21 protein-coding genes are annotated in these 22,102 nt (G+C 38.2%); 3 read left to right on the forward strand and 18 right to left on the reverse strand.

Annotated features, from left to right (window positions below):
- Positions 1–34: 34 nt before the first annotated feature.
- The 3 genes from U5921_RS15900 to ftsE are packed head-to-tail and all read right to left on the reverse strand — an operon-like array spanning position 35 to position 2,741.
- Positions 35–1,159, reverse strand: a complete 1,125-nt coding sequence (locus U5921_RS15900) for a murein hydrolase activator EnvC family protein (protein ID WP_324824440.1) — start codon at positions 1,157–1,159, stop codon at positions 35–37.
- A gap of 12 nt (positions 1,160–1,171) precedes the next feature.
- Positions 1,172–2,065 (reverse strand): permease-like cell division protein FtsX, encoded by an 894-nt coding sequence (ftsX, locus tag U5921_RS15905; protein ID WP_324824441.1) that lies wholly within the window; start codon positions 2,063–2,065, stop codon positions 1,172–1,174.
- Complete coding sequence (gene ftsE / locus U5921_RS15910) at positions 2,058–2,741, reverse strand: cell division ATP-binding protein FtsE (protein ID WP_324824443.1); 684 nt, start codon at positions 2,739–2,741, stop codon at positions 2,058–2,060. The genes ftsX and ftsE overlap by 8 nt, the downstream gene beginning before the upstream one ends.
- A 160-nt stretch (positions 2,742–2,901) precedes the next feature.
- Between ftsE and U5921_RS15915 the strand changes: the two genes are divergently transcribed.
- The gene (locus tag U5921_RS15915; protein WP_324824444.1) at positions 2,902–3,486 is read left to right on the forward strand and encodes a 5-formyltetrahydrofolate cyclo-ligase; all 585 of its coding nucleotides are present in this window, start codon (positions 2,902–2,904) and stop codon (positions 3,484–3,486) included.
- Here U5921_RS15915 and U5921_RS15920 read toward each other — a convergent pair.
- From U5921_RS15920 to U5921_RS15980, 13 genes are all read right to left on the reverse strand, one after another.
- Positions 3,400–4,227 (reverse strand): hypothetical protein, encoded by an 828-nt coding sequence (locus U5921_RS15920; RefSeq protein ID WP_324824445.1) that lies wholly within the window; start codon positions 4,225–4,227, stop codon positions 3,400–3,402. The two genes, U5921_RS15915 and U5921_RS15920, sit on opposite strands and share 87 nt — an antisense overlap.
- A 228-nt stretch (positions 4,228–4,455) precedes the next feature.
- Positions 4,456–4,935, reverse strand: a complete 480-nt coding sequence (locus tag U5921_RS15925; protein ID WP_324824446.1) for a protease complex subunit PrcB family protein — start codon at positions 4,933–4,935, stop codon at positions 4,456–4,458.
- A 78-nt stretch (positions 4,936–5,013) separates the two neighbouring features.
- Positions 5,014–5,940: a transketolase family protein gene (locus U5921_RS15930; protein ID WP_324824447.1), complete on the reverse strand. Its 927-nt coding sequence runs from the start codon at positions 5,938–5,940 to the stop codon at positions 5,014–5,016.
- Entirely contained in the window at positions 5,940–6,764 is an 825-nt protein-coding gene (locus tag U5921_RS15935) for a transketolase (RefSeq protein ID WP_324824448.1), read from the reverse strand. Before U5921_RS15935 ends, U5921_RS15930 begins: the two co-directional genes overlap by 1 nt.
- Positions 6,765–6,848: 84 nt before the next feature.
- Positions 6,849–7,610, reverse strand: coding sequence for a WecB/TagA/CpsF family glycosyltransferase (locus tag U5921_RS15940; protein WP_324824449.1), 762 nt, complete (start codon positions 7,608–7,610; stop codon positions 6,849–6,851).
- A 25-nt stretch (positions 7,611–7,635) separates the two neighbouring features.
- Positions 7,636–8,757 carry a polysaccharide pyruvyl transferase CsaB gene (csaB, locus tag U5921_RS15945; protein WP_324824450.1) on the reverse strand — a complete coding sequence of 374 codons (1,122 nt, stop codon included), beginning with the start codon at positions 8,755–8,757 and terminating at the stop codon, positions 7,636–7,638.
- On the reverse strand, positions 8,757–10,925 hold the full coding sequence (locus tag U5921_RS15950) for a DUF5693 family protein (RefSeq protein WP_324824451.1): 2,169 nt from the start codon (positions 10,923–10,925) through the stop codon (positions 8,757–8,759). The genes csaB and U5921_RS15950 overlap by 1 nt, the downstream gene beginning before the upstream one ends.
- 231 nt (positions 10,926–11,156) lie before the next feature.
- Positions 11,157–11,588, reverse strand: a complete 432-nt coding sequence (locus tag U5921_RS15955) for a hypothetical protein (RefSeq protein WP_324824452.1) — start codon at positions 11,586–11,588, stop codon at positions 11,157–11,159.
- Positions 11,589–11,614: 26 nt separating this feature from the next.
- Positions 11,615–11,965 carry a type II toxin-antitoxin system PemK/MazF family toxin gene (locus U5921_RS15960; protein WP_206459546.1) on the reverse strand — a complete coding sequence of 117 codons (351 nt, stop codon included), beginning with the start codon at positions 11,963–11,965 and terminating at the stop codon, positions 11,615–11,617.
- A gap of 5 nt (positions 11,966–11,970) precedes the next feature.
- Positions 11,971–12,246, reverse strand: coding sequence for a CopG family ribbon-helix-helix protein (locus U5921_RS15965; RefSeq protein ID WP_324824453.1), 276 nt, complete (start codon positions 12,244–12,246; stop codon positions 11,971–11,973).
- 100 nt (positions 12,247–12,346) lie between these two features.
- On the reverse strand, positions 12,347–13,207 hold the full coding sequence (locus tag U5921_RS15970; RefSeq protein ID WP_324824454.1) for an NAD(P)H-hydrate dehydratase: 861 nt from the start codon (positions 13,205–13,207) through the stop codon (positions 12,347–12,349).
- Between the two features lie 183 nt (positions 13,208–13,390).
- Positions 13,391–16,471: an efflux RND transporter permease subunit gene (locus tag U5921_RS15975; protein WP_324824455.1), complete on the reverse strand. Its 3,081-nt coding sequence runs from the start codon at positions 16,469–16,471 to the stop codon at positions 13,391–13,393.
- Between the two features lie 15 nt (positions 16,472–16,486).
- Positions 16,487–17,581: an efflux RND transporter periplasmic adaptor subunit gene (locus U5921_RS15980; protein WP_324824456.1), complete on the reverse strand. Its 1,095-nt coding sequence runs from the start codon at positions 17,579–17,581 to the stop codon at positions 16,487–16,489.
- A gap of 214 nt (positions 17,582–17,795) precedes the next feature.
- On the opposite strand from U5921_RS15980, the gene U5921_RS15985 reads away from it, so the two are divergent.
- The gene (locus U5921_RS15985; RefSeq protein ID WP_324824457.1) at positions 17,796–18,470 is read left to right on the forward strand and encodes a response regulator transcription factor; all 675 of its coding nucleotides are present in this window, start codon (positions 17,796–17,798) and stop codon (positions 18,468–18,470) included.
- Between the two features lie 2 nt (positions 18,471–18,472).
- Positions 18,473–19,510 carry a HAMP domain-containing sensor histidine kinase gene (locus tag U5921_RS15990; protein WP_324826015.1) on the forward strand — a complete coding sequence of 346 codons (1,038 nt, stop codon included), beginning with the start codon at positions 18,473–18,475 and terminating at the stop codon, positions 19,508–19,510.
- A gap of 13 nt (positions 19,511–19,523) precedes the next feature.
- Here the strand turns inward: U5921_RS15990 and mgtE are convergent, their stop codons facing one another.
- Both mgtE and U5921_RS16000 read right to left on the reverse strand, forming a co-directional pair.
- Positions 19,524–20,897, reverse strand: a complete 1,374-nt coding sequence (gene mgtE, locus U5921_RS15995; protein WP_324824458.1) for a magnesium transporter — start codon at positions 20,895–20,897, stop codon at positions 19,524–19,526.
- A 390-nt stretch (positions 20,898–21,287) separates the two neighbouring features.
- A complete protein-coding gene (locus U5921_RS16000; RefSeq protein WP_324824459.1) occupies positions 21,288–21,986 on the reverse strand; it encodes a phosphatase PAP2 family protein in 699 nt (232 codons plus the stop codon).
- Positions 21,987–22,102: the final 116 nt, after the last annotated feature.

Below are 22,102 nucleotides of genomic sequence, written 5' to 3' on the forward strand. Positions count from 1 at the left end.
GGCTGAGCCACTTCTTTTTTATCAATTATTTAAACTATAAATAATCTTTCGGGTTTTTATATGCACCATTTAAACGAACTTCAAAATGCACGTGCGGTCCAGTTGACATCCCCGTTGAACCAGAACTTGCAATTTGCTGTCCCCGCGTAACCGCAGTTCCAACGCTGACTAATAGCTTGCTGTTATGTGCATACACCGTTACAATGCCACTCCCATGATCAATCATGACAACATTTCCGTAACTGTTATTCCAACCGGACATAATAACTTTCCCATCCGCAGCAGCAATTACCTTTGTGCCTGTCCCAGCAGAAATGTCAATTCCTGTATGTAATTTATTTACTTTTAAAACCGGATGTAAACGATAACCGAATGGCGAAGTAATACGGGTATGTCCAGGAACCGGCCATGCCAAGACGCCGCCAGCATAGACAGCACTGTCATCCTGCAAAGCCCGAATCTTAGAAACCAAAGCATCTGCTTCTGCATTTAAAGTATCAATTTGAGCAGTCAAGGCTTTATTATCTTTTAATACTTCTGCTTTCTTTTCAACCACCGCACCACGATTTGCTTCCAATGCATCCTGCTTGTCCTGTGCAACAGTTTGCTGAGATAACAGCTGTTCATTTAAAGCGACTAACCGCTTTTGCTGTAAGTCAATTTTTTCATATCTTTGCTCCATTGACTCTAGAACCTGTATATCATTATCATATATTTTTTGAACCATATCCATATTGGTCATGAATTCAGAGATATCTGACGATCCAAGCAGAATTCCGAGAATATCAACATCTCCGTTCTTGTACATCGCACGCAGTCTCGAATTCATATTGGTATTTTGTTCATCCATTTCAGACTTCAGCTGATTGAGTGTGTTTTGCGTTTCCAAAATCGTTTGTTTTGTTTTCCCAATGTCCCCTTGAAGGTTTGCAATTTCAGTTTCGGCCGCATTGATTTTATTTTCTAAGTTTGTAATTTCCGTATTCAATGCATTGACTTTTTTCTTTCCTTCATTTAACTGTTTCTGCGTCTGGTTGATTTGGCTGTTGACATTATTTAATTTTTCACTGTCAGTCACAGCATAGCCTAGATGCAATGTCCAAATAGAACAAACTAAAACAGCAATTAATGTGTAAGAAACAAATCTACTTTTTTTCATTCCCTTCCTCCTCTATGTATCCAAGAACCTTCTCATTGAAACAATGCTTCCAAATGCCCCGATGCAAACTCCTAATGCAATAAATATCCAAACCAAATTCCATATTAAAAAGCTGAGTGGAACAAAACTGGTTGAAAGTAATGCGAGTGCCTTTACCGAAAATAATTCACAAATTTTATAATAAATAAATGCGATTAAACCTGAAGAGATAAGTGCAGATAAGCATCCAATCAACATCCCCTCCGCCAAAAAAGGACCTCGAATAAACCAATTGGTCGCTCCCATGTATTTCATAATACTGATTTCCCGTTCTCTTGCCAGTACCGTCAGCTTAACCGTATTCGAAACGACAATTATGGAAACAAAGACCAAAAATACAATAATAACGAGTGCTCCTACCTGAATAAAATCAGTAATCTGCAACACTTGATTCACTTCGGTCTGATAATATTTTATATCCTCCACTCCTTGAAAGGATTTTGATACTTCAACCACTAAATCAGCGTCTTCTAGGTTTGTCACTGTAATACGAATGGAATTCGGAAGTGGATTCGTGTTCAAGCCATCCAACAAATAAGCTTTATCTCCCCAACTCTTTCGAAACTCCTGCATTGCCATTTCTTTATCAACATAGACGGCTTCCTCTACCTCCGGCATGCTTTGAAGACTATCTATCATCCCCTGAGTAGCAGTCTCGTCTGTTGTGTCTAAAAGGTAAAGCTGAATTGTATCAAATTGTTTTTTTGCATTTTCACTAGCCAAATTTACATTTACGACCAAAATAAAAAAAAGTCCCAAGATCAATAGCATCGCAGTAATTGAAAACATGGATGCAACTGTCATTGTTCGGTTTCTAAAAACCTGTATTGATGCCTGTTTTATGGCATAACCTATTGTTTTAAACATTTATGGCATACGCTCCTTCTGCGTCATCTCTGACAATTCGTCCTCTTTCGATTGCCACAACGCGTTTTCCCATACGGTCTACAATGTCCTTTGCATGCGTTACCATAAGAATTGTTGTACCTCTGCGGTTAATTTTATCTAAAAGCCGCATAATTTCCCAAGCTGTATCCGGATCTAAATTACCGGTTGGCTCATCTGCAATTAACACGGCAGGATTATTAACAATCGAACGTGCAATCGCAACTCTCTGCTGTTCTCCCGCCGAAAGCTCATGTGGATACTTGTCCGCTTTTGAACTAATACCAACTAGGCTTAAAACCTGTGGAACTTGTCTGCGAATCGTACGCGAACTCATATGTATAATTTCCATGGCGAACGCCACATTCTCAAAAACTGTTTTTTTAGGTAATAAACGAAAATCCTGAAATACGATTCCGGTACTGCGGCGGAGTTTAGGAATAAAGCGATTTGGCAGAGAAGTAATTTCCATATCATTCATCTTAATGGAACCGCTGTCTGCATCCAATTCTTTTAAAAGCAATTTAATAAAAGTCGACTTGCCAGCTCCGCTAGGTCCGACTAAAAATACAAAATCACCTTTGTTAATGCGGATATTAACATTTTCAATTCCGATGTTATTTCCATAATACTTGGTGACATTTTGGTATACTATCATTTAAAGAGGTCCTCCCTCGATTCTTTTCAACAAAATAGGACGTGCTCTTGCACATATATTTACATAATATTATAATATAAAACAGCATTAGAATAAATAGCTATAATATTACAACTTTATTACATCAAGGTGTAGAAATTGTGAAACAGGAGATATTCAAATGAGACAATCAGCTACAAAAACAGTGCTTAGAAAACAAATGCTTCAAAAGAGAAGAGCATTGGATAAAGATTTTATAAAAAAAAGTGAAGAAAGCTTTCTTGAGATCATAAATCATTTTTCATTTTATCAAGATGCCAAAACGATCATGTTTTATATGGATTTTCAAAACGAAGCACCCACGCGAGCACTTTTAAAGAATGCACTATTAAAAAATAAAAATATAGTTTTACCCCTTACCGATAAGAACTTCAAAATCATTCCATATAAACTGGGCGGAGAGGAAATCTTAATTACTTCTGCCTTAGGAATCTCCGAACCAGACCCTCTTACCTGCTCCGTTGCAGATCCAAAAGAAATTGATGTTGTTTTGATTCCCGGCGTTGTCTTTGATCGTATGGGTAACCGCATTGGTTTTGGCAAGGGCTGCTATGATGCCTTTCTTCCGCAGCTTCGTTCTGATGCCTTAAAAGTAGGTTTTTCTTATGATTTTCAATTATTAAAAAGGATTCCATTTGAACCCAGGGATATTCCGATGGATTTCATCTTGACGGAAAAGAGAATTTTTAAAACGATTCGCTCCTAAAACCGACTCTAGCTCCCCGATTGGTTCTTTTAACGCGTGTTTTACCTCATCCACTGCATAAGGTTCCAAACACTTATATTCTGCCTCGTAAAGCCATTCAGGCTGTAAATAAGGAATGCAGATCAGATCCTTTGTCTGTAAATAATTTTGCAGTTCTTTATGCGGCACCCCAGAATTGTCTTTGTTAATGACAATTCTGATCGGCAGACGTGAGAGGCGGTAATGTGCAAGCTGCTCCGCCCCGGAAAGCAGCTTTGAAGGTAAAGGATCAATCACCAAAAAAATGCAATCCATTTCTCTTAGAAGCTGCCAATTTTCGTCGCACACGACTCCTTGATTTCCACTATTACCGCCTTCTCTTGTCATCCCGATTTTGCATCCTGAAAAATCACAAAGAAGCAAATCTCCGTATACATTATGTATCAGTCTAAATTTATTGATAAAATTATATTCTCTCTGATAATCAGAAGGAGTCTGTAATGCCCAATTGATTCCTTTGTGCAAATTTTGTATTTCCTTGGTATCTTCCTGCTTGCTTTCTTCCTCAAAAACGGAAGTAAACCCTCTTCCTAAAAAATACTTCTCTATCCCCAGTGAATAATAAAGAGAGGGTGTTCCCAATTCTAATACCGCAGGTACAAATTTTTTTTGTTCTGCAAAATATGCAGCCAAAACAGTCGTCAAAAAACTAACGCCTGAATGCTTCTCTATGCTTATAATTCCTATCTTAAAACAATCCATAACTTCTCTCCGGTCATGTATTCTTAGGTATTCCCTTAATACTTATTTATCTATATATTACCATTTTATTTATTTTTTGTAAATACATATCTGTAATTAAATATAACATCTATTTTCTTATAAAAAAATATGCTCCCCTTATGATAAATAGTTTGTTCTTTAAAACTATTCACCACAAGAAAAGCATATTGTAATTCATTGCCGAAATATTTTACAAATCAATACCCATTATTCCACGTATTGTACTTTTAACTCAATTTGATCCGGTAATGCCGAAAGGCCAGTCTCTGCAACTTGGATTGGATAAGTCAATGCCTGGGTCAAAGCTGTTCCGGGCTGCGGATCTTTAAACTGCGTGTACACGGTTAAAACATTTGTTCCGTTTTTATCGGACAATTTCATCTTTTCAATCTGAAGCTCATAACCAGAGGTCGGTTTCTCACCGCGGGAAGCTAGAACATAAACTTTATCGTCTACTACGCAAGCCAACGCCCTCTCTAGTTGACGGTATTCCGGTATCACCTGACTGGTTATTTGCGCTGGGATTTCTTTCTCACTTAAAATTTTAAATTCCACGTTTTCCTCACCCTTAAACATGTACATAGCCGCGACAACCACGACAATGATCAACAAAATAAGAATCATCCATTTTATTGCCGTATTTTTTTTCGGCATTTTTATTTTTTGTAAGATACCAATCTTCCCCACAATAAAAACTCCCTCCTCCGTTATTCTTAATTCAATCTATTCGAGAAGGGCGTTTATTATTCTTATTATTTAATTTATTTATAAGCTCTTTACTGCTTCATAGATATGCTTTGCAGTCAGTCCATATTTTTCCATCAATTCCGCAGGTTTTCCCGACTCTCCGAACGTATCCATAACACCGATTAATTTCATTTTAGCCGGTGCATTTTGTGAAACTACTTCTGCTACCGCAGAACCAAGCCCGCCGATAATGGAATGCTCTTCTGCTGTAACAATCCCTTTTGTCTCCTTGGCTGCTTTTATAATGATCTCCTGATCAATTGGCTTTATCGTATGCATATCGATGACACGCACATGAATGCCTTCTTTCTCTAGCATTTCAGCTGCATTCATGGCTTCATTTACCATGATTCCGGTTGCGATGATAGTATAGTCATTTCCTTCTTTGAGACAGCTGCCTTTTCCGATTTCAATTTGTGCTCCATCTTTGTAAAGCATTGGAACTGCTGCACGTCCAAGCCGTACATAAACAGGTCCTTCTAACTCTGCCGCCTCTGCTAAAAGTTTTTTTGCAGAGACGCCGTCTGCCGGATTAAGAACTGTCATTCCCGGTATCGCACGCATCAGTGCAATATCTTCAATCGCTTGATGACTCGCTCCATCTTCCCCAACGGTCAGACCGGCATGTGTTGCACAAATTTTTACATTTGCTTTTGGATAACCAATTGAATTTCGAATGATTTCAAATGCTCTTCCTGCCGCAAACATCGCAAAGGTGCTTGCAAACGGAATCTTACCGGAAAGTGCCAGTCCAGCTGCTACACCATACATATTCTGTTCTGCAATTCCCATATTGAAAAAGCGTTCAGGGAATGTCTTTGAAAAATTTACTGTCATTGTGGATTTTGATAAGTCCGCATCCAAAACAACAATGTTAGGATTCTTTTCTCCCAATTCTGTTAAAGCCTCACCATACGCTTGTCTTGTCGCCATTTTTTCTGCCATTACCATGTTCCTCCTAACTCCTGCACCGCTTGCTTTGCCTGTTCCTCACTCGGTGCCTTTCCATGCCAGCCTGCTTCATTCTCCATAAAGGAGACACCTTTTCCTTTTACGGTTCTTGCCAAAAGAAGCGTTGGTGCACCTTTATATTCTCTTGCTTTTTCAAAACCATGTACAATATCTTCCAAATTATGTCCGTCAATTACAATAACATTCCAGCCAAATGCCTTGAATTTTTCATCAATCGGCGCAACTTTCATAACTTTGTCATTTTGTCCGTCAATCTGTAGACCATTCCAGTCCAAAACAGCACAAAGATTATTTAATTGATAGTGTGCAGCAGACATAGCTGCTTCCCAAACAATACCTTCTTGAAGCTCTCCGTCACCTAAAAGAACATAGACACGGTTTAACTTTTTATCCATCTTATTTGCCATAGCCATACCAACAGCAGCAGAAAATCCTTGTCCTAAAGATCCTGTTGACATTTCCACGCCAGGCACCTTCTTACAATCAGGGTGGCCCTGCAGCTTACTTCCAATATGGCGTAACGTCTTTAAGCTTTCTTTGTCAAAATACCCTTTTTCCGCTAAGGCCGCATATAGAACCGGTGCTGCGTGACCTTTTGACAAAACAAACTTGTCCCTGCCCTCCCATTTTAAGTTATTCGTATCAAGCTTCATTTCATGGAAATACAAGACTGCCATAATATCTGCAGCAGATAACGAACCGCCGGGATGTCCTGAATTTGCAGAAAACACGCCTTTAATAATGTCCACTCTGATGTCTGCCGCCTTTTTGGCCAGCTCACCATAATTTACTGTCATTTTTTGTTTCTCCTCTTCTGTGTATCTACGATTGAAAATGCATACACAATTCAATCATTTTTATATAAAAATAACAAATTAAAATCAAGACTTTGATTTGTTCATTATGACCTTTAACATAAAAACTGGAAGCATTGCCATTCTTTTGTAACGACTCGGTTCTTGAATTAATCGATACAGCCACTCTAAACCATGTTCTCGATAAAATTCAGGTGCACGCTTCAAGGTTCCGGCCCAGACATCAAAACTACCGCCTACACCAATCGCCGCTTTTACCTTTAATTCCTTTCTTCTCCGTGCAATAAAGTCCTCCTGCCTTGGTGAACCTAATGCAACGCAAAGAAAATCGGCTCCGGAAGCATTGATCTCTTCCACAATGGAATCTTCCTCCTCTGGTTTAAAATATCCGTGATGTGTGCCTGCAATTTTAAGATTTGGATATTGCAGCTGCTTCTTTTTTGCTGCAATATCGCAAACGGCTTCTCTTTCTTCAGTCCCGGGCTTACTCCCAAATAAGTAAATGGATTTTTCATGCTCTTGCAGCCAAACTAAAATCATTTCCATGAAATCAATTCCCGTAACTCTCTCTTTCAATGGCTGTCCAAGTAATTTTGACGCATGGACAATTCCAATTCCATCCGGTATTACTAAATCCGCTGATGCAATAATTTCTCGCAGTGCAGAATCCTTCGTCGCACTCAAAATAATTTCTGAATTTGGGGTCACAATTAGACTGCATTCTTCCGTATCCATCAACTCTGAAAACCTGGAAAGCGCCTTACTCATATCCACTTTATCGACAGAAATTCCTAATATTTCTAATGTTTCTCTTTTATTTATACTCATTTTTATTTTTCCATGATGCATCTTTCTATGCAACCGGAGGTCTCTCCTTTCCATTTCCCATTAGTGAAAGAATCAACTCTTCATTCGTGTCCAGTTTAACCAATAATTCCTTCATACGTCTTTGCACCCGTATCCGGATTTCCTCTTGATTTTGAATGGTTTTTTCGAATTCTTCCATAAAAAAATCACTTTTAAAATCATAAATGCTACTCATTGCTTTCATATCAATGGAATGCATAAAAGAATTAATCTTCGGATCATAGGATATCGCAATAATCGGCACATCCATAACGGCTGCATGGATAATGGAATGCAACCGTACGCCAACCAAAACATCCATATTCCCGATAATACTCATCATCTCTTCCGTTAAATATTTATGTTTAATACAACCAAGTTCACCGGAAATTCTTTTTTCTATCTCACGAATCACTGCCATATCCTCTGAATAGTGAAAAGGAATTAATACTATTTGCGCATCCTTTTCTGCAATTAATCTTTGAATCGATGTGCAAAGCTCATTGACAAAGCAACTATTAATTTTCCGTTCACGAATCGCAAAGCCAACTGTTATTTTATTTTTATCTAGCGCAATTCCTTCATCTTCTAATATCTGCTGTCCTTTTTTTAAATCAGCTTTTGGAATCCGAAGCACCGGATCGGTCGTTACATAAATATCTTCAGAACGCAAACCAATTTCAATCAACAGTTCTTTTGACGCTTTATCTCTTACTACAATACCATCTACCCGCTTCAATGTCCATGCAGTCAGCTTCCGATTCAGCTTTGAAACAATCGGTCCGATTCCCTGACTATAGATAAATATCTTTTTTCGAAGCAAGATTCCCAGCCACATAATCATCAGATAGTAAAGGATACTTCGCTTGCTTGTGGCATCCTGAAGTAAACTACCTCCGCCGCTGATTAACAAATCACATTCTTTGACTGCTTTTAATATGGCAGTCACTGATTTTCTATTTGCTGACTTCACGTGATAGCGTCTTGCTGTCGATTCCGGATTTTTCGAAAGCACCATGATATCTATGTCTTCCAGTTTTAATTTTAAACTGGCAATCACGGCTCGTAAAATGGATTCATCTCCAATATTATTGAAGCCATAATAGCCGGAAATTAATATTCTATACATTAAAAAAACTTGACCTCCGCTTTTTTATATAATTGATAGATCAATTCAAATACTACAATTCCTATCATTCCTATGATAACACCAAAACATAAAGAATATGCTGTCCTTGCAATTCCCAGATAAAGCGGCGTACGAATATGCATAAAAGTATTGACAATCGAAGTCATTCCAATCACCGAACACAGACCGAATAACACTCTCCAAATCTTAAATCCTCGGAAACAGGAATAAATCATCAGCATTACGGCAGGGAATGCAAATAAAAATTCTTTATTTCTCGGTCTTGCCAGAAGTACATCTTCCAACTCGTTGCGGAACAGCATTTCCAGCGTCGATGGCTCTAAAGCGGTATCATGTCCGGTACGTATTATATAATAAGCTCCTACACCTGCCATCAAGATTCCCATGATAATCATCCAAATCTGTATCTTCACTTCCATTATATTCTTTAAATCATGAAGCTCTAAACGTCCCGGTACTGTCTTCTTCGTTCCAAATCCAAAGTAAGCCAAATAAGCAAGTACAAAGAAGGCCAGCGGTAAAAGCTGTGCAACCTTCACTCCCCGGAAGATATCCATTTCCAACATGAAATTCACCTCAGAAAGCGGAGCTGCCGTCATAAAGGCGCCAACTAAAGAAATCAATGCACCAATTGCCAGTGTTGCTGCTGCGATTCCTATAATCTTGCCCAACCGAACTGACTTATTTTCTAAATCAGAATATTCTTTTCCTTTATGCATGAAATACATTATGGTCAAGCAAGGAAATATCACCGCAGAAGCAAAGCTGCTTAGAAGCTGTGCTAAATTGGGCATAACCACATAAGCTCCCAAGACACCTGCACAGCCAAGTCCAAGTAGCGCTAAAGACAGCTTCTTTTTCATTGGAAGAAACGTTCCGAGTAAAAGGACCGCACCCGAGATGCATCCAAAACCAATGAGGACTTTTATAAGCCGTCGAACAGTGTAAACATCCATTACAGATGCTTGTCCCAAAGTAATTCCATGCCGCATCAAACGAGCATTTAGATTCTCAAACATCGTTTTATATTCATCAACATCTGTAACATATACACGGTAATCATCTAATTCACGAATCGGTTTATAATAAATAATCCGAATATTACGTTCTGTAATCGCACGGAAGAGCGTATTTTCAATTTCCTTCGCCCCTTCATATCCATAATATTGATAACGATTCTGAATATAATCCCAAACGCTGAATACACGGGCAGCTCGATAACCGGATTTCCAAACAGCCTGATCCAAACCATTCTGCAGATTATTTTGACGTTGTGATGCATTTTCTATTAGAGAGATAATCGAACCCGTTTCATCCAAATAATTCGCTGCTGTATCAATTCCATCATCGCTTCCAATGACTGCTTTTCCTCCTACAATCATGTAAGTCGGTACTTTTTTAAGACTTTGATACCCCTCTAGCACTGCTTTTGCATAGCGTGTGTCATTCCATCCTTCATAACTGGCTGTTCGCGGAATAATCTCTATCCCTTCTTTTTCCAGTCTTTGAACACGTTCCGGGAGAAGACCTAAACTCAGGTACATAATTTTTGAACTGATCACTTCGCTCTGCTCGGAAAATGGTTTCCGCTTAGAGTCCATATTTTTATAGGTCTCTGAGTATAGAGCATCTTTCGCTGTACCGTCGATCCACAAATAGCCTCCGTCTTCCGTCTCTAAAATGATATACTTGCTGTCATCCCATCGTTTTCGAAATGCATCAGCTATAAATAAAAAAGAGTCCTTTGATTTACTCTCTACAATTACATCATAATCATCATAACCCCGTCCTTTCATCTCATCAATGAAGCCCTGGGGATAGTCTTTTTCCCAATCTGCATTCTTGGCAATCTGGTACACCACATCAGCTGAAACAGGCATTTTCGTATGTTCCATGATGGTGCTCAAACTTTCTTCCAGTAAACCAACTTTATTGATACCCATGTCTTGAAATTGAGCAAACCACCAATCCAAACTTTCCTCTGACTGTGCTGCCATATTTTCCATTTCCTGATAATCCAATACTACATCATAATGCTTATTCTTTGCTTCTGTCTGCATGCGACCGCTTAAAGCGACGATAGCTGCAAGCAAACCAATTGCTACAAATATGAATAGAATCTTATTCTCCTTAAAAAAAGTCCTCATCCCAATCTCCTTTTAGCTCTATTATTTTCCACCTCAGACTGATTGCATCCAGTTCTAAGACAACGCTAAACTATATTTTACTGTTTTTTTGTCAAAGAGTAAATACCTCCTAGCAAACAAAAGAAAATTCTAAGTCTTTTTTATCGAATCGGAACTATAGTTCTGATTCGATAAAAAAATGATACCGATGTTTTTTCATCGGTATCATCCTTAAAAAGCAAATTCTATTCATTATTGAATGGTATAACCACCGCGAACCATAACCCATATAATCGTTGTCGCTTTAATTCCTCTACCATCTTCGCGCGGAATTAAAAGCAAATGATTGGCAGTAACGGCATTCCCACTCCAAAGATCGGTACCTGCGGTTACATCAGAAATCCCATTTGTACCATTATCCAAAGCAGTTGCTTCACCGCTTCGAAGAATGATTTCTGTTCCTTCTTTTCCCAAAAGCGTTCGACCTGCTTCAATCGAAATAGCAGTATACGTTGCTGCGGTATTCTCTCCTTGCGAGATTCCTGCTATTTTGCTATCAACATAACTTTTAGTCACTACCGGATCATCTTCAGAACCAGGCGATCCTGCGGCTGTTGTTACTATCACTGATAAGGACAAAACAAACATCACCGCCGCTAAAACAGCTACCCATTTTTTTTTCATAAGTTGCTCCTTTTTCTTTTCCGTATTTAAAAATCAATCATTCCTAAACTTATAGTAAGAGCTTTCTCCGTCTCTTCCATAACCGCATCGTCTACATGACCAATCTTCTCTCTCAGTCTTTTTTTATCAATTGTTCTCAGCTGTTCAAGCAAAATCACAGAGTCTTTATTTAGACCGTGCTCTTTCGCTTTGATTTCCACATGTGTGGGTAATTTTGCTTTGTTAATCTGTGAAGTTACCGCCGCTACGATAATCGTAGGGCTATATTTATTACCAACGTCATTTTGCACCACGAGCACAGGACGTACGCCACCTTGCTCTGAGCCTATGACTGGACTTAAGTCGGCAAAAAAGATGTCACCTTTTTTTACAATCAAGTCATTCACTCTCCAATATTCAGTCTATTTTCATAGAAAGCAAAATCCTCCTGATCCCGAGCCAATCCTTCTTCGGAAAGTTGAAGATTCAAAAGTCCCATTTCCTGGTACCCTCTCTTCATTTGTTCTCTGATTCTAATTTTTTCTCCCTCTTTCAGATATAAAGCAATTGCCTCTCGAATCCATTCGCTTCTATTTATTTTTCTTAATTCAGATTGTGCATCGATCTCGCAGAGCAATTCTGGCTTCAAGCTCAATATGATTCGCTTTGAATTCGACATACAGCATTCACCTCATCATTTTTTAACATCCATAAGTTATATAATCGATATGCATTCATATATCCGATTATATATACTTTGTCGTTTGGTGTCAAATGCCTTATTTCTCCAAATTCTGCTCCTCTAAAGTTTTCTTTAGAGCAAGTGCCATCATCGAAGCGATGTCCGATGCTGTCAAACCATACTCTCCCAGCTTTGCGGCACTCATATCTCCGGATTTTCCGTGAAGATAAGCGCCGGCTGTGGCAGCCTCTTCCGGCGAACAACCTTGTCCTGCCAGTGCTGCAATGACTCCGGATAGAACATCTCCACATCCCCCCGTCGCCATTCCGGGATTTCCTGTTGTGTTAATATATGTTTTTCCTTCTGGTGTTGCCACAAGGGTTCCTGAACCTTTTAGTACTGCAATCCCATTAAAGGATTCTGCTAACTCTCTTGCAGCATTTTCACGATTTTCATTAATTTCTTTCGCATTCATACCGAGAAGTCGTCCTGCTTCACCCGGATGCGGCGTTAATATCAAATTTGCTTTTCTATTATGAAGAACCGTTCGATCTTTTGCAATCAGATTCAGTGCATCAGCATCTAAAACAACTGTTTTTCTGCAACCCTCTACTATATTTTGAATCAAGGCTCCATAGTCATCCTCCTTCCCCAATCCAGGTCCAATGACAATCGCATCTGCACCCGAAATCATCTCATGGGTTAAATTGCGAGTTACACAGGTCGCTTCAACAATGCTTGTCTGCATAATCGGAAAAAGAAAATCCGGTACTGATATTCGAACTAATCCGGCTCCGCTTCGCAGGGCACCACGTGCACAAAGCACTGCTGCACCTGCCATTCCAAAGGAGCCTGCTACTATTAAAACCGTTCCGCAATCTCCCTTATGTAACTCCCTTTCTCGCTTCTTAAGAAAAGTATTGACATAAGTGGATGTAATTAAACAAGGTTTTTCCATTTTTTTATCTTCCCCCTTATTTTTCATTACATATGCTTAGAACCCGCCTTTGGGAAAAGGCGGGTTCTATTGCATTTTTTAGTATAGAATAATTATATAATTTTTTGAAGCACTTGTGAAGACTCTTTTCTTTTTAAAATTTTATCCTTTATCTCGTAATACATACGAATCTTTTCAAAAAATTTATTTTACCATTCTCTCTTTCATACTTGCACGTTTTCTTGGCTTCCCATTTAAAATTAAATAATAGATCGGAAGCACGATTAAAGATAGGGCGGTAGAAGCAATCAATCCTCCAACATTTACTAAAGCCAGTCCCTGCATCATCTCTCCGTTTTCCCCATAAGCGAGTGCCATAGGTATCATCGCAACAATCGTGGTTAACGTTGTCATAAATATTGGACGCATACGAGTCGCACCTGCTTCTACGATCGCTTCTTTCAAATTCATATCTTCTTTATACTGATTCACCGTATCAACATATAAAATACCATTGTTTACGACCGTACCAATCAACATTAAAAATCCTAGCAAGGAAGTCATACTAATCGGAACATCTGCCAAATACAATAGCCCAAAAGATCCAATTAGTGCAAATGGTATGGTTGTCATAACCATGATCGAAAACTTAACAGACTCAAATTGTATACCCATAACGATGAAAATCAAGAAAACAGCTGCTGCAATAGCACCAAATAAACTGTTAAATTCGTCTTGTCTTGATTCGTCCATTGAACTGACTCCAATGGATACATTTCCCTTTTCATATTTTTTCATCTCTTTATTCAGCAGTTTTTCAGTATTTTTATCTGCCTCAGATGTATATTCAGCAGAAATCGTTACCTGATACTGTTTATCTTCTCTTCGTATCGTCTGCGGACTGTCTTTATAAGTAATATCTGCAATATCTCTCAAAGCGATGGAATTTCCTGCTGCATTCTGCACAATGATTTCCTGTACGTCATCAATCGTATCATACTCATCCTCTGCATATTCTACCATAACGCTTATATTTTCACTGTCCACATCTATTTTCGTTGCTTCCACACCGCTTAGCATACTGCGGACAGTTCCTGCAACCTGAACGGGAGACAGCCCTTCCGCTGCTGCCTTAATCGGATCGACATTAATTTTTATTACCGGAGCTGCATTTTCTAAAGTAGAATGCACTTTCGTTATATCGACGCGCTTCATCAAATCCTTTACCGCTAAATCAGATGTCTTTTTTAAATCATCATATTGTGTACTTTGTAATATCAATTCATAATCGCTGGAATCTGTTGTTATTTCGATAGGCGATCCGACTTCCATTTTTATATTACAATTTTTTAAGCGATTCATTTCAGACTTCCATCTATTTATGATTTCATCGCAGCTGACTTTCGCATCATCCGATAAATATGCACTTAATGTCGCTTGTGATGCACCGGAGACTCTTAAACCACTTCCTCCGTAGGTCAACATATACGATTCAATATCTTTATCAGCAACCACTACTTTTTCTACTTCTTTTAAAACTTCATTTACCTTATCAATCGTAAGTCCCGGCCTCGTTTCAATCGTCACATCGACCCTTCCTGTATCTCCTGAAGGCATCAGTTCCAAATCCAGTTGTGTTGCAAGACCGAAAGAAAATAATAGAAGGATGACCGAAACAAGAAGAACTGTTTTTTTCTTTTTCAAAAGAGATCGAATCCATATACGATAAACACCTTGCATCTTCTTTATCGGTGCATTTGCCAAAGCATTCTCTTTTTCTTCCGGGCGATACAATGCATAGCATAAAGGAACTACTGTAATCGCAGATATTAAGGATGCTAACATACAAAATACGATTGTAAATCCAAGTGGCTTAAAGAGTTGTCCGCTCATACCTTGTAAAGTGGCTAACGGAAGGAAAACAACGCAGGTAGTTACGGTCGAACCAATTACAGAATTCAAAACCATCTTACTTCCATCTAATGCCGCTCTTTTATAATCATGTATGCTTATCTTCGCTCCGCTGAAGTATGTCTCCTGATCCATGAGATTATCTGCACCACGGAAACAGCTTTCAAGAATTACAATGGAGTTGTCAACCATCATACCGACGCCCAATACCAAAGCACCTAATGTAATGACGTTGAGTGAAAATCCCATTGTACGCATCATGATTAACGCTGCAAAAATAGCAATCGGAATGGAGCTTCCAACAATTAGGGAGGCCTTCAAATCTCCGAAGAAAAGAAAAATGACCACCATTGAAATAGCAATTGCCAGTACTAGAGTTTCTGCAACCGATTTTAAAGATGCCATAATATCTTCACTGTCATCGGAAACCACTATAATATCCAAATTTTCATCAGCCGCAGTCAATTTTTCTATCACTTCTTTCACATTCTTAGAAACGTCGACCGCACTGCTGCTTTGCTGCTTTTTGATATCAAGAGAGATTGTATCTTCTCCATTGTATCGGCTTATACTGCTTTTGTCTTCCAAGGCTTCATATACATTTGCAATATCCTCCAAATGAATGATGCTTCCCGCTCCTGTAGAAATCGGTATCTTTTTCAGACTTTCTATATTGTCGTAGCTTACACTTGTGCTGACTGAAAGTTCTAATCCTCCCACATGCGTGTTCCCTGCCGGATAAGAAAAATCAGCACTTCCAATTGCAGAAACAAGATTGTTCATTGATAAGTGATATTGATCCAGCTTTTCTGAAATCAGCTTTATTTTGATGTAGGATTCCTGTCCTCCATTGATATCCACACTTGCTACAGAAGCAATTTTCTCAAATTCCGGTGCAATTTTTTCATCAACATAGTTATATAAATTACTTTGTTCTTCATTTTTAACCGAAAGTCTTACCGAAGCTTTATCATTAATATCAATCTCCATAATGTTCGGATCTTTAGCATCTTCCGGCAAATCTGAAATTACAGAGTCTATCTTTTTCTTTAAATCTATGTATGCAGTATCCATATTTGTACCGTATTTATACGTCAACAAAACAATTGAACTGTTTTCCATAGAATATGAAGTCACCGAATCAACTCCATTTAATGTGTCTACCGCTTCTTCAATGGGTTTACCCAACAATTCGTCTACATCATCCGGACTTGCTCCAACATAAACAGTCGTTACAAGCATCATCGGCATTTCCATCTCGGGTGTTAGTTCCAGTGTCGTACCTGTAATCGAAACAAAACCAAATACAACTAAAGCTAAAACGCAAAGAATCAATGACAATGGCCTTCGTAAAATAAATTTAGTTAAATTCATAGCAGCCGATCTCCTTTATTCTTTTTCATTTGTTTCCGGCATAGGCGTATCGGAAGCTTCTTTATCTAAAATAACAGCCGCTTCATCGTACAGTTCCGAGCTCCAAGAAACAATGATAGAATCCTTTGAATTCAGCCCAGAAACAACTTCGATATTGCTTTCATCGCAAATTCCGACCTCTACAAAAACCTTATGCGCCATTTTATCTTTATACGTGTATACAAAGGGTTTTCCGTCATCGTAATACACAGCATCGACCGGAATCGTAAGTACGTTTTCCACTTTGTCTGAAAGTACAAATAATTTTGCTGAGGTTCCACTGGCAAGCGCAGTTCCACTCTTAATGGAAGCTTTTACTTTAAACAGTCCCGTCGAAGCATCTACCATAGAGCTTGTTTCTGTAATCGTACCGGTATAATCCGTTCCGTTTTTTTCAATTTTTACTTGGCTTCCAACATCCAATTTTTCCAGTACCCGTTCTGTTACATTAAAAGAAATTACTTTTTCTTCGCCTCCCGCAACCACACACAGCACGGTTTGCGGTGAAACAACGTCATATCTTTCAACATCACAAGATTCAACAATTCCGGAAATCGGAGAAGTTACTACACTGTACTTCGCCTGATTTGAATAGGAAAGCTTAGCTGAATCATACTGGAGCTGTGCTCTCTTCAGTCCACTTTTCGCATCTTCATAACTTTGCTCTGAGATTCCTCCCTCTGCATATAAGACTTCTATTCGTGCAAAATTTTTCTTTGCATCTTCTAAGGAAACTTCCGCACTTTCCATGCTGATTTGCGTAGAGTCAACCTGTGTGTTATCAATTCTACAGATCGTCTGCCCCGCAGATATGCGATCTCCAGCCTGAATCATAACTTCTGATACTTCTCCGGCAATTTCGGGAGAAACTGATACAAATTCTGCCGGCTCAACCGTTCCGATCAAGCTGCTTGTCAATTCAATTGTCCCAATTTGAGGTGAAGCAACCGTCACCTCTGGCGGTGAAATTTCTGCATAAGACTCGTCCTTGCTTATGAAACGTGTTAATAATAGTGCAGCTACCACCACTATTACAAAGCCACCAATTATAACTTTTGTTTTCTTGTTCATTCAAATTCCTCTTCCCTTTATTCTTCTAGCAGTTATCACACGCTAAGATGTTATTTTTTATTTCAAAAACTCCATGTTAAAACTGCTTTTTACTTAGGATATATTACCAATAGAAACTGAACATAAACTTTTCGCTATAATAAGAAATTATTTTTGTTTACTTTCAATTTATAAATTCATGTTACAATTGAAATAATAATAAGGAGGTAATGCCGTGTTTAATATTTTAGTTGTAGAAGACGATAAAAACACTGGGAAACTTATGGAGACAGTATTGTCCGCCAATGGCTTTCATCCAATTTTAGCTTCCGATGGTATCGAAGCCTTAAAGATATTGGATATACAACATGTTGATTTAATTATTCTAGATATTATGATGCCTCGCATGGACGGTTATGAATTAACCCAGCAGTTGAGAAACAGTAACTATACTCTTCCGATTTTGATGGTCACAGCGAAACAGCTTCCTGTAGATAAAAAGAAAGGATTTATTGTTGGCACCGATGATTATATGACTAAGCCTATTGATGACGAAGAAATGATTTTAAGAATTAAAGCATTACTTCGAAGAGCCAAAATTGTAAATGAACATAAAATAATAATTGGGGAAGTGACTTTAGATTATGATTCTTTAAGTGTATCACGAAAAGATAAACGTCATACCCTTCCACAAAAAGAATTCTATTTATTATATAAATTACTGTCCTATCCTAATAAAATTTTTACACGGATTCAGCTTATGGATGAAATCTGGGGAATTGATTCCGATTCAACTGACTATACCGTAAACGTCCATATTAATCGGCTTCGAAAACGCTTCGAAGATTATCCGGAATTTGAAATTCAGACCATCCGCGGACTTGGCTATAAGGCGGTGAAAAAAATTTGAATATGAAAATAAATGGGCCTAAAACGCTGACTTTATTTCTAACTCTGCTAGTATTCTTTATCATGCTGGCAACTATGATTATCATGTTGATTTCTGTTTTCGTTCTACTCAAGCTTGGATGGCTTTCAGAAGTTTATCAGCCTACGATCTATACACCTATCATCGTGATAATGGTTCTAAGTATTGCAATTGGTACTACTTTAGCAAACGTGATAAGCAGTTTTCCTTTAAAACCTTTACGCCGTCTCATTGCTGCAACCGAGCAGATGGCAAAAGGTAATTTTGACGTGCGAATCAGACTTAATTATCCACAAGAACTAAAGCATCTGTCAGAAAGCTTTAACAAAATGGCCGAAGAATTAGGAAACACTGAGCTGCTGCGTTCTGACTTTGTAAATAATTTTTCACATGAGTTTAAAACTCCAATCGTGTCCTTACGAGGCTTTGCTAAAATATTAAAAAACCCGGATCTATCTCCTGAAGAACGAAACGAATATCTGGATATTATTATCAGTGAAGCCGACCGTTTATCTTCTCTTTCAACAAATATTTTAAATCTCTCAAAAATTGAAAAGCTTAAAATAGCCCCTGAAAATCAGAAATTTGATTTGTCCGAGCAAATTCGAAAAGCAATTCTGGTTTTGGAAAACAAGTGGTCTTCAAAGAATCTTAACATGAAGGTTAATTTAGAAGAAGTCACTTTTAACGGAAATGATGATCTATTAAATCAGATTTGGATTAACCTTGTAGACAATGCAATAAAATTTTCACCTCCTGCTAAAGAGGTTTCTATTTCTTTGCAAGAAAATAAGGATTCCATTATTTTTGAAATTGATAATTTCGGTCCTAAATTAAAAGAAGAAACAAAAAAACACCTATTTGATAAATTTTATCAAGGAGATACCTCGCATACTTCTGACGGCAACGGCATTGGTCTTGCAATTGTTAAGAAAATCGTTTCTTTGTACTGCGGCTCTGTATCTGTGCAAAACAAAGAGGGCTCCGTAATATCCTTTACCGTAGCCCTCCCTAAAATTTAATGTTATTATTTTGTTATATTCCCAACATCCAAGTTGCCATTGCGAAATAAGTGACTACCGATACCATATCGGTTAAAGAAGAAATCATAGGGCTTGCCATCAAAGCCGGGTCAATCCCAACCTTTTTAGCAGCCATCGGAAGCATACTTCCAATTGTTTTTGCTGCAATTACGATGACGAGCATCGCACCGCTAACAGTCAATGCAACCCATACGCTTTCTTGATCCAGCCAAATAATTCTTGCAAAATTTAAAGCGCTCAGCAAAATGCCGATTAAAAAGCTGATTCTTAATTCTTTCCAGAGCACTCTCCATACATCGGAAAGGTCTATATCATCTATCGCCATGCCACGAATCACAAGCGTTGCAGATTGGGAGCCTGAATTACCTCCCGTTCCCATCAGCATCGGCATATAAGCAACCAATGAAATCACTTTAGAAAGCACACCCTCAAAGCTCGCAATAATGCCCCCCGTAATCACATAGGAACACATCAAGACAAAAAGCCATGGTATTCTGTTTTTAATATGGTGCCAAACACTCATATCTAAGTATTCCATATCGCTGCTGTCAATGACACCAGCCATTCTTTCAAAGTCTTCTGTCGTTTCTTCATCGATAACATCTAAAATGTCATCAAATGTAATAATTCCAACAAGACGATGCTCGTTGTCCACAACAGGCAAAGCCAAATAGCCATATTTCTTAAAGATGTTGGATACATCCTCCTGGTCATCCAGTGCATTGACATAAACCATATCTTCATGCATATATGACTCGACTAAATCACTATCCTGTGCAACCACTAAAGTACGTAAGGAAACAATCCCCAAAAGTTTTCGTTCTTTATCCTTCACATAACAGGTATAAACCGTTTCACTGTCCATACCTACCTCTTTAATATGAGCCATTGCTTCTGCAATCGTCATATCTTTTCGAAGGCTGATATAATCAATCGTCATCAGGCTGCCTGCGCTGGTTTCCGGATAATTTAAAAAAGTATTGATCAGCTTTCTTTCTGCCTTAGTGGCATTCTCTAAAATTTTATCAACAACATTAGCCGGCAATTCTTCTAATAAGTCAATCATGTCATCAAAAGCCAGTTCATCAACAATATGCTGGATTTCTTTATCGGTAATTGCAGAAATGATATTAACCTGATCATCCGAAGGTAAATAAGAGAACACCTCTGCCGCAATATTTTTAGGAAAAGATCGAAACAAAACAACGGCCTTGTCAATATCAAGCTCGTCGATAACCTCTTCCATAACTTCTGCAATATCCACTTCATTCAGTTTTAAAATTTCTTCTCGGGCTTTTAAGTATTTTTTCTCTTCCAGCAAGATCAATACTCGTTCAATGATCTGATTCATTTTTTCGTTTTCCATCGGTCTTCTCCTTTCGAGTGGTTAAAGTCTACTTTAACTTATCTTTGGAATTTCCCTGCTGAAAACAATGAATTTAAAAGAAAGAAACAGAATTCTACCTTAAAAAAGACAACGTGAAAGCAGGGAACTTGTATTATTATTCAGTTCACTATGCATTTGTTTATGACTGGGAACTGTTTCCATCTACTCTCACTCCTTTTCTTAAATTGATATATTAACTTTAAAATTATACCTAAAATACGTTTTTTTTGCAAGTGATTACAAGAAATGTTTTTAAGAAACACGAAACATGAAATAATATTATTTTTTTCTTCCTTACAATCTTATAAAATACCTAACCTTTTATAACTACTGTGAATTAGAGCAGTAAGTCAATAATAATCGGTTCATTCAAGTCGGTCCGTTTTTTGATAGTTGCTTAACCGTTGCATAGTAAAACATGACAAGTGCAGAGCCTAACAATAAGCCTCCTATAATATCGGTGAACCAATGCACCCCCGAAACAAAACGCCCTATTATCGTCACCGCGATTACAACAGCAGAAATGACCTCTCCTATATTTCTCAAAGCTTTATTCCTTATCCGTTTGTGGAACTGCATTATTGCGGTAGACATGATACATAACACTATCATCGTATGGGATGATGGATAGGACGCTTCCAATGTGCTACCTAAAAGAACCGGTCTGTAATTAACAATGAAAGTTTCAAAAAATATATACGAAACCATCACGAGAATATAAAATACGCCTAGTGCGAGAATATCTTTGTCCACGCGCTTAATACTTTTTCTTTTGATTTGTTGCTCCAGTCCCAATATTGCAAAACCCAAAGCAACAGAGATAGCTACAGCACCAAGCCAATCCGTAATATGATACCATGCTAAATTTTCTCCAAGTAGCTTGAGCATAGAACTATTTAAAGTAGCGAATGCAACAACGGATTTCTCCGGACCTATAGGGCTAACATCAAATGTCAAAACTCCTACTGTGAATAGAATAAACAGCAAGAGCAGTATCCCCGCAAATACAAAGTACTTTTTATTTTTCATCATATCTCTCTTCCTTTTCTTTATTATTATAGTATTCATGTGCGCCAGCCACATCTTTATTGTACGGCAGGCATAAAAATCTTCAAGAAACGAATCGTCACAACAACAAAAGCCCTTCGACACTTTTCGTGTCAGAGGGCTTTCTGTAAGGACTT

This window comes from Sinanaerobacter sp. ZZT-01 (genome assembly GCF_035621135.1).
Taxonomy (GTDB): Bacteria; Bacillota; Clostridia; order Peptostreptococcales; family Anaerovoracaceae; genus IOR16.

What these genes read in the sequence shown, in the direction of transcription:
- U5921_RS15940 (WP_324824449.1), bottom strand. Translation starts at nt 7,610, where the DNA reads ATGAGTATAAATAAAAGAGAAACATTAGAAATATTAGGAATTTCTGTC.
- U5921_RS15990 (WP_324826015.1), top strand. Translation starts at nt 18,473, where the DNA reads ATGAAAATAAATGGGCCTAAAACGCTGACTTTATTTCTAACTCTGCTA.
- mgtE (WP_324824458.1), bottom strand. Translation starts at nt 20,897, where the DNA reads ATGGAAAACGAAAAAATGAATCAGATCATTGAACGAGTATTGATCTTG.
- U5921_RS15930 (WP_324824447.1), bottom strand. Translation starts at nt 5,940, where the DNA reads ATGGCAGAAAAAATGGCGACAAGACAAGCGTATGGTGAGGCTTTAACA.
- ftsX (WP_324824441.1), bottom strand. Translation starts at nt 2,065, where the DNA reads ATGTTTAAAACAATAGGTTATGCCATAAAACAGGCATCAATACAGGTT.
- U5921_RS15950 (WP_324824451.1), bottom strand. Translation starts at nt 10,925, where the DNA reads ATGAGGACTTTTTTTAAGGAGAATAAGATTCTATTCATATTTGTAGCA.
- U5921_RS15935 (WP_324824448.1), bottom strand. Translation starts at nt 6,764, where the DNA reads ATGACAGTAAATTATGGTGAGCTGGCCAAAAAGGCGGCAGACATCAGA.
- U5921_RS15970 (WP_324824454.1), bottom strand. Translation starts at nt 13,207, where the DNA reads ATGGAAAAACCTTGTTTAATTACATCCACTTATGTCAATACTTTTCTT.
- U5921_RS15955 (WP_324824452.1), bottom strand. Translation starts at nt 11,588, where the DNA reads ATGAAAAAAAAATGGGTAGCTGTTTTAGCGGCGGTGATGTTTGTTTTG.
- U5921_RS15915 (WP_324824444.1), top strand. Translation starts at nt 2,902, where the DNA reads ATGAGACAATCAGCTACAAAAACAGTGCTTAGAAAACAAATGCTTCAA.
- csaB (WP_324824450.1), bottom strand. Translation starts at nt 8,757, where the DNA reads ATGTATAGAATATTAATTTCCGGCTATTATGGCTTCAATAATATTGGA.
- U5921_RS15900 (WP_324824440.1), bottom strand. Translation starts at nt 1,159, where the DNA reads ATGAAAAAAAGTAGATTTGTTTCTTACACATTAATTGCTGTTTTAGTT.
- U5921_RS15980 (WP_324824456.1), bottom strand. Translation starts at nt 17,581, where the DNA reads ATGAACAAGAAAACAAAAGTTATAATTGGTGGCTTTGTAATAGTGGTG.
- U5921_RS15965 (WP_324824453.1), bottom strand. Translation starts at nt 12,246, where the DNA reads ATGTCGAATTCAAAGCGAATCATATTGAGCTTGAAGCCAGAATTGCTC.
- U5921_RS16000 (WP_324824459.1), bottom strand. Translation starts at nt 21,986, where the DNA reads ATGAATACTATAATAATAAAGAAAAGGAAGAGAGATATGATGAAAAAT.
- U5921_RS15975 (WP_324824455.1), bottom strand. Translation starts at nt 16,471, where the DNA reads ATGAATTTAACTAAATTTATTTTACGAAGGCCATTGTCATTGATTCTT.
- U5921_RS15920 (WP_324824445.1), bottom strand. Translation starts at nt 4,227, where the DNA reads ATGGATTGTTTTAAGATAGGAATTATAAGCATAGAGAAGCATTCAGGC.
- ftsE (WP_324824443.1), bottom strand. Translation starts at nt 2,741, where the DNA reads ATGATAGTATACCAAAATGTCACCAAGTATTATGGAAATAACATCGGA.